Genomic DNA, 416 nt, shown 5'->3' on the forward strand with positions numbered 1-416 from the left:
ACGCACGTGAGGGCCTCGTTCGCTAATCGGGACTGAATTTCCCATACGATTTTTCAGGTATCCCTCACGCAGGTCCAACCCGCTTCACATCAACGACGGCAGTGCACATTGATCCTTTTATCCGCTCATGATCCTCGCCCTAACGCCTTACAAGGTGATCAGTCATGACCTCTGGTGTTTACGCGCCCGTTGGTTCTGCCTGTTCAGGCTTGAACGTGTCGCCGTAATGCAGGACGGCCCAGGCCATCCTCGCATTCTTGGCGGCAATCGCCACGGCCGCACGCCAGTAACCCCGTCGCTCCATGAGGTTGCGGATCCAGCGACTGAGAGGGTCTTGCTTATTGCCCAGGTTGGCCATGACAGATCGAGCTCCAAGCACCAGTAGACTGCGTAAATAGGCATGCGCATGGGCATCT

General features: G+C 56.5%; 1 pseudogene. It reads right to left on the minus strand.

Annotation, left to right across the window (positions count from 1 at the left end):
- Positions 1-178: 178 nt before the first annotated feature.
- Positions 179-416 (minus strand): annotated as a pseudogene (locus DW49_RS0100935) (IS110 family transposase); the annotation flags it as partial.

This window comes from Pseudomonas avellanae BPIC 631, assembly GCF_000444135.1.
GTDB classification, from domain to species: Bacteria; Pseudomonadota; Gammaproteobacteria; order Pseudomonadales; family Pseudomonadaceae; genus Aquipseudomonas; species Aquipseudomonas avellanae.